At 64.7% G+C, this 5,345-nt stretch carries 6 protein-coding genes; 5 read left to right on the top strand and 1 reads right to left on the bottom strand.

What is annotated here, in order from left to right:
* The first annotated feature begins 112 nt into the window (after positions 1-112).
* The 3 genes from BQ8482_RS32255 to BQ8482_RS32245 all read left to right on the top strand — a co-directional run bounded on the left by BQ8482_RS32255 (position 113) and on the right by BQ8482_RS32245 (position 1,953).
* On the top strand, positions 113-367 hold the full coding sequence (locus BQ8482_RS32255; RefSeq protein WP_123151235.1) for a type II toxin-antitoxin system Phd/YefM family antitoxin: 255 nt from the start codon (positions 113-115) through the stop codon (positions 365-367).
* Positions 367-768, top strand: a complete 402-nt coding sequence (locus tag BQ8482_RS32250; RefSeq protein WP_123151234.1) for a type II toxin-antitoxin system VapC family toxin — start codon at positions 367-369, stop codon at positions 766-768. The genes BQ8482_RS32255 and BQ8482_RS32250 overlap by 1 nt, the downstream gene beginning before the upstream one ends.
* Before the next feature lie 135 nt (positions 769-903).
* Complete coding sequence (locus tag BQ8482_RS32245; protein WP_123151233.1) at positions 904-1,953, top strand: aldo/keto reductase; 1,050 nt, start codon at positions 904-906, stop codon at positions 1,951-1,953.
* A gap of 75 nt (positions 1,954-2,028) precedes the next feature.
* Here the strand turns inward: BQ8482_RS32245 and BQ8482_RS32240 are convergent, their stop codons facing one another.
* Positions 2,029-2,937, bottom strand: coding sequence for a LysR family transcriptional regulator (locus tag BQ8482_RS32240; RefSeq protein ID WP_123151232.1), 909 nt, complete (start codon positions 2,935-2,937; stop codon positions 2,029-2,031).
* A 138-nt stretch (positions 2,938-3,075) separates the two neighbouring features.
* On the opposite strand from BQ8482_RS32240, the gene BQ8482_RS32235 reads away from it, so the two are divergent.
* On the top strand, positions 3,076-4,257 hold the full coding sequence (locus BQ8482_RS32235) for an MFS transporter (protein WP_123151231.1): 1,182 nt from the start codon (positions 3,076-3,078) through the stop codon (positions 4,255-4,257).
* A gap of 46 nt (positions 4,258-4,303) precedes the next feature.
* Entirely contained in the window at positions 4,304-5,338 is a 1,035-nt protein-coding gene (locus BQ8482_RS32230) for an aldo/keto reductase (RefSeq protein ID WP_123151230.1), read from the top strand.
* The last annotated feature ends 7 nt before the right edge of the window (positions 5,339-5,345 follow it).

Raw genomic sequence — 5,345 nt, 5'->3', positions numbered from 1 at the left:
ATTACGCGATCATGACACTAGCGGACATTTCGTTTAGCGGCAGTTTAGCGATCAGCCTTGATAGTCGGGCGCGTCAGGCATATACCTAGCCAAGCTAGCTAGGAGAGGGCCCATGAACTGGCATCTTCAGGATGCGAAAAACAACTTTTCCAAAGTGGTTCAGCGCGCGCGCAGCGAGGGACCGCAGACGGTGACCCTGCGTGGCGAGCGCGCGGCGGTGGTGCTTTCTGCCGAAGACTATGACCGCTTGTCGGGAAAAAAGAAGTCACTGGCAGAATATCTTCTGACCGGTCCCGTGTGGGATGATGATTTCGCCGAGGAGGTCAACCGTCGCTCGGATACGATGATCCGCGACATCGACCTCTGATGTACCTGCTCGACACGAACATCGTTTCGGATGTGGAACGACGCTTGCCCAAGCCTACCGCGTGGCTAGCTTCAGTGGATCCGGATTCGGTCAATCTCAGTGTCATCACGCTCGGGGAGATCGAACGCGGGATCGTCAAGCTGCGCAAGGTCGATCCCGAACGGGCAATGCGCCTCGATCTGTGGCTGCGAGAGCTTCGGCGGGTCAATGCCGACCGCATCCTTGCGGTTACTGAAGATGTCGCGTTGTCGTGGGGTCGCATCTCGGCTGGCCGCACGCGAGGCAGCGCCGACACGCTCATCGCCGCCACCGCGCTCGTCCACGACCTCATTCTGGTTACGCGAAACGTCGCCGATTTCGACGATACTGGGGTGACGGTCCTCAATCCTTGGACAATCTGACCTGTTTCCCCACCACGCCGGATCGTCGGGTCGCTGAGCTTGGTCCAGAACCACTAGGCCGTTAAGCCAACGAATAGAAACGGAACGTATCGTTCCTATATTGGCCGGGTTATTCCAAAACTTTCTGGAGCCAGCATGCGTTACAATCAACTTGGAAATACGGGGATGTTCGTCTCCGAACTTTGCCTGGGCACCATGACCTTCGGCGCCGCCGGCGAAAACGCCCAATGGGGCCTGATCGCCAGCCTCGACCAGGACGGCGTCGACGGGATCGTCCAGCGCTCGCTCGCCGCCGGCGTCAATTTCTTCGACACCGCTGACGTCTATTCCTTCGGCGCATCGGAGCGGCTTCTCGGCCAGTCGCTGCGGAATCTCGGCATCAACCGGCAGGATGTGATCATCGCCACCAAGGTCCATGGCGCCATGGGCGACGGCCCCAACCAGCGCGGTTCCTCGCGCGGCCACATCATGGGTTCGGTCGAGGGCAGTCTCGAGCGGCTGCAGCTCGACCATATCGATCTCTATCAGCTTCACGGCACCGACACGGTGACGCCGATCGATGAGACGCTGCGGGCGCTCGACGATCTGGTTGCCAGCGGCAAGGTCCGCTATGTCGGCGTTTCGAACTGGGCGGCCTGGCGCATCGCCAAGGCATTGGGCATCGCCGAACGCAAGGGCTTCGCCCGTTTTGAGACCGTCCAGTCCTACTATTCGATCGCCGGCCGCGACCTGGAGCGCGAGATCGTTCCGCTGCTCAACGAGGAGAAGCTTGGACTGATGGTCTGGTCGCCGATGGCGGGCGGGCTGCTTTCCGGCAAATACGGACCCGGCGCGCCCGGCAATGGCGAAGGCCGCCGCGCCAGCTTCAATTTCCCGCCTGTAAATGAGGACCGCGCCTGGGCGGCGGTCGCCGTCATGCGCGAGATCGCCGGCAAGCATGGCGTCAGCGTCGCCACGGTCGCGCTGAGCTATGTGCTCGCCAAACCCTTCGTGATGAGCGTGATCATCGGCGCCAGCCGCCTGGAGCAGCTCGAACAGAACCTTGCCGCCACCGAGTTGAAGCTCGACACCGACGATCTTGCTCGTCTCGACGAGGTCAGCGCGCTGCCGGCCGAATATCCGGGCTGGATGCTCGAGCGTCAGGCGGCCGGCCGGCGGCCGGCGCCCTTTGCGCCGAAAAAGTAATTCAATCTCACCTCGATTGATGTTTCGGGAGCCGACCGGCTCCCGATCTTCTTTGGGCTCCGATCTTCTTTAGGCTCAGGTCAGGCGGACCGTCTCGACCAGAAAATCGAGAAAGGCCCGCACCCGCGCCGGCAAATGCTTGCCCTGCCCGACATAGACGGCGTGGGTACGCTCCTCGTCGCCTGGGTTGAAGGCCTCCAGAAGCGGTACCAGCCGCCCGGCGGCGATGTCGGGTTCCACATGCCAGCGCGCCAGCCGGGCGATGCCCGCCCCCGAAAGCGCCATCAGCCGCATCGCCTCGCCATCGCTGACCAGCGCATTTCCGGTTATCGGGACGAGAACGGCCTCGCCGGCCGCGTCGACGAATGGCCAATCATCGAGATGGCGCACGAAGCAGAAACCCATCCGGCTGTGATGATCGAGATCGGCCGGCGTTCGGGGCGTGCCGTGCGTCCTCAGGTAGGACGGCGCAGCGACGACGACCACCGGACTTTGCCCGAGCTTGCGCGCCACCAACCGTGATTCGCCGAGCGGCCCGGCGCGGATCGCGACATCGGCGCGCTCCTCCATGAGGTCGATGACATGATCGGTCAAAACCAGATCGATGGTGATTTCCGGATAGCGTTCGAGGAAACGCGGCAAAAGCGGGATCAGCCGGTGTTGCCCGAAGGGCACGTAGCTGTTGACGCGCAGCCGGCCGCGCGGGGCGGCGCCGGCCGCCGCCTCGCGCTCGGCTGCCGCCATGTCGGCCAGGATGCGCACGCCGCTGTCGAAGAAGGCCGCGCCCTCCGGTGTCAGTTGCAGCTTGCGTGTCGAACGGCTGATCAGCCGCGCGCCAAGACGGGCCTCAAGCCGCGCAATCAGTTTGCTCACTGCCGACGGCGTCATCCGCAACGCGCGAGCGGCGGCCGAAAAACTGCCCGCCTCGACGACGCGGACGAACACTTCGATCTCGCCGGAGCGGTTGATGTCGGGTCTCGCCATTCGTGAATCTATTTCACAGACAATGTGCCCTGCGCAAGACTGGTTCACAGCACGCCGCGACACGATCTTCCGGGACGGGGCGTGGGAGGACACGGCGTCCCGTCTTCAACACTGGCTGTCATCGAAGTGGGAACCGCCATGCCTCTTGCTCTTTACGCCCTCGCCGCCGGTGCCTTCGGCATCGGTGTCACCGAATTCGTCATCATGGGCCTGCTGCTCGACGTCAGCACCGATCTCGGAGTCTCGATCTCGGCCGCCGGCCAGTTGATTTCCGGCTATGCGCTCGGCGTCGTCATCGGCGCGCCGCTGCTGACGATCGCCACCGGCCGCTGGCCGCGCAAGACGGTGCTTCTGGCGCTGATGGCAATCTTCACGCTGGGCAATCTCGCCTGCGCGCTCGCCCCCGACTACTGGACGCTGATGGGTGCCCGCGTGCTCACCGCCTTTGCCCACGGCACCTTCTTCGGCGTTGGTTCGGTCGTGGCGACCGGGCTGGTGGCGCCCAACAAGAAGGCCTCGGCGATCGCCCTGATGTTCACCGGCCTGACCATCGCCAACATCCTCGGCGTGCCCTTCGGCACATGGCTCGGCCAGGCCTTCGGCTGGCGCGCGACCTTCTGGGCGGTAACCCTGGTCGGCATCGTCGCCTTCGCCATCATTCTCCTGCTGGTGCCGCGCAGCCAGGCAGCGCCTGAGAAGAGCGACCTGCGCGGCGATCTCGCCGTGCTCGGCCGCGCGCCGGTCCTGCTTGGCTTCGCCACCACCGTGCTTGGCTATGCCGGCGTCTTCGCCGTCTTCACCTATATCGCTCCCCTGCTGACCGAGATCACCGGTTTTGGGGAAGCAGCCGTGTCGCCGATCCTGCTGGTCTTCGGCGGCGGCCTCATCGCCGGCAATCTGCTTGGCGGTAAGTTCGCCGACCGCTGGCTGGTGCCTTCCGTCCTCGGCAGTCTCGTTGTGCTGGCGCTGGTGCTCGGCACGATGACCTTCGCCCTGCACAGCCAGGTGATGGCCGTCATCTATGTCGGCCTTCTCGGTGCTGCCGCCTTCGCCACCGTGGCGCCGCTGCAGATGTGGGTGCTGGAAAAGGCTGAAGGCGCCGGCCAGAGCCTGGCCTCATCCTTCAACATCGCCGCCTTCAACCTCGGCAACGCCGCCGGCGCCTGGCTCGGCGGCATGGTGATCGCCCATGGCCCCGGCCTCGGCGCCGTCAGCTGGGTCGCCGCCCTGCTGCCGCTCTCCGCACTGGCCGTGGCGGGATTAGCGCTGCGCCTCGACCGCAGCTCGGAGCTCGGCGCACCGGCATCCGCCCGGTCGTGACGATCCCAAACAAATCCAACCACCCTTCGATACAAGGAGCAAAACCATGGATTATCGACGTCTTGGCGCCTCGGGTCTGAAGGTCCCGGCGCTCTCGTTCGGCGCTGGAACCTTCGGCGGTTCGGGGCCGCTGTTCGGCGCCTGGGGCAACAGCGATGCGACGGAAGCGCGGCGGCTGGTCGACATCTGCCTGGAGGCCGGCGTCAACCTGTTCGACACCGCCGACGTCTATTCGAATGGCGCCTCCGAGGAGGTGCTCGGCGCGGCCATCAAGGGTCGCCGCGATGCCGTGCTGATCTCGACCAAGACCTCGCTGCCGATGGGCGACGGTCCCAACGATGCCGGCTCCTCCCGTTCGCGCCTCATCAAGGCCGTCGAGGATGCGCTGAGGCGTCTCGGCACCGATTACATCGACCTGCTGCAACTGCACGCTTTCGACGCCGCAACGCCGATCGAGGAGGTGCTGTCGACGTTGGACAGTCTCGTGCGCACCGGCAAGCTGCGCTATGTCGGCGTTTCCAACTTTTCCGGCTGGCAAGTGATGAAATCGCTCGGCCTGGCAGACAGGCACGGCTATCCGCGCTACGTGGCCCACCAGGTCTACTACTCGCTGGTCGGGCGCGACTATGAATGGGAGCTGATGCCGCTCGGCCTCGACCAGGGCGTTGGCGCGCTGGTGTGGAGCCCGCTCGGCTGGGGCCGCCTGACCGGCAAGATCCGCCGCGGTGAGCCCCTGCCGGAAACAAGCCGGTTGCACGACACCGCAGGCTTCGGGCCACCGGTCGAGGACGAGCAACTCTACCGGGTCGTCGATGCGCTCGACGCTGTCGCCAAGGAAACCGGCAAGACGATGCCGCAGATCGCCATCAACTGGTTGCTGCAGCGGCCGACCGTCGCCTCTGTCATTATCGGCGCGCGCAACGAGGAACAGCTGCGCCAGAACCTCGGCGCCGTCGGTTGGTCATTGACATCAGACCTGATGAAGACGCTCGACACGGCAAGCGAAGTCACCGCGCCCTATCCGTATTTCCCCTATCGCCGGCAGGAGGGTTTTGCCCGGCTGAGCTCGCCTGCGGTTTAATTGCGCG

Source organism: Mesorhizobium delmotii (genome assembly GCF_900149755.1).
Taxonomy (GTDB): Bacteria; Pseudomonadota; Alphaproteobacteria; order Rhizobiales; family Rhizobiaceae; genus Mesorhizobium; species Mesorhizobium delmotii.
This window is presented reverse-complemented; position numbering and strand designations above follow the sequence as displayed.